Below are 1354 nucleotides of genomic sequence, written 5' to 3' on the forward strand. Positions count from 1 at the left end.
TTGCGTGCTGACTGGTAGTCCAGCTCCTGCACCGTGGCCTGGAGTTTGAGCCTTGCCTGCTTGACCAGCCGAGCTTGTTTACGCTGCTCCCGGCTCAGTTGTTCGTGTTCGACCAGCAGGCTCAGCCGTTCGATGAAGGGCAGCCCTTCGTAGGTACTCGCCTGTTCCAGTTGTTGTTGCACGGCATCCGCCATGCCGGTCAGTTTCAGGTTTCTCAGGCGGGCCAGTGTTTGTTGGGTCATGGGGCGTATCCTCTTTAGTGGAAGCTCTGGGGGCCGCGGATGTTCTCGTGCTCTTGCGGCAACTCTGGATAGCTCAGCGGGCTTGCGGGCAGTTGGTCGCGACCACTGGTCAGCACCGACTTGAGCTGTTTGAGCCGCACCAGTCCTTCCCGGTTGGCCAACTGGCAACAGGCCTCGACCCGTGATGGCGGATACTCCCGGCTCAGACTCAGGAGCCCCAGGCAGAGTCGGTATGCCTGCTCGGCATGGGCTTTCTCTTCCAATCGTTCGCTAACCCAGCACAAGGTGCCCGGTCCGATGTCAGCAGCCCACTGTTTAAGACGGCCTGGCGTCCAGCGTTGCTGCTTGCTGTGACGTTCCGGCATGTGTTCCGGGAGTGTGCTCATCCCCGGGATGGTTTTACGCGGATGGCTCGCGACCAGCTGTTGCTGGTGATAGACCTGAAGCAAAGTGTCACCCGCATGGAGCTCCAGTTGCTGACCCACATACTGGTGTGGCACCGAGTAATGGTGCTGCTCATAGCTGATGTGATAGTCGATGTTGACCTTGACCGTTTTGATGGCGACATAGCGATAGGGATTCACTGGCAGTGGTCCCAGTGCCGGGCGGTCCAACTGCTCAAATGCGTCACGTCGGTTACCGGGCAGTTGCTTGAACGGACGCTCGTTGAGTTCGTTCAGTAAGGCACGGATGCACTGGTTGAGTTCGGCAAGCGAGAAGAAGGTCTGATGGCGTAGACGGGCCAGGATCCAGCGCTCGACGATCTGCACACCCACCTCAGCCTTGGCCTTGTCCTTGGGCTTGTAAGGACGAGCTGGCATCACCGCCACCTGATAGTGCTCGGCCAACTGCTGGTAGCTGGGGTTGAGCTCGGGATCGTATCGACAAGCCTTGCTGACACCGCTCTTGAGGTTGTCGGGGATCAGCAGTGCCGGTGTCCCGCCGAAAAACTCAAAGGCACGGACATGGCTTTGCAGCCAGTCAGGCAGTGACTGTGACCAGGTGGCCTCGGCAAAGGTGTAGTTGGACGCACCAAGCACGGCGACAAAGACTTGTGCCTGACGGACCTCACCCGTAGTCGGCGACACGATGGGCACCGTGGGCCCGCAGTA

General features: G+C 59.5%; 1 protein-coding gene and 1 pseudogene. Both read right to left on the bottom strand.

All coding sequences use genetic code 11. The annotated features are described in order from the left end of the window. Positions 1–242: pseudogene (gene istB, locus OKC40_RS22465) on the bottom strand (IS21-like element ISAs29 family helper ATPase IstB); the annotation flags it as partial. Positions 243–256: 14 nt separating this feature from the next. Further along, positions 257–1354: IS21-like element ISAs29 family transposase (gene istA / locus OKC40_RS22470; protein WP_270797029.1), on the bottom strand; the 1098-nt coding region annotated here is incomplete at its 5' end.

Origin of the sequence: Aeromonas sp. QDB11 (genome assembly GCF_027705265.1) — a bacterium.
Lineage (GTDB): Bacteria > Pseudomonadota > Gammaproteobacteria > Enterobacterales > Aeromonadaceae > Aeromonas > Aeromonas allosaccharophila.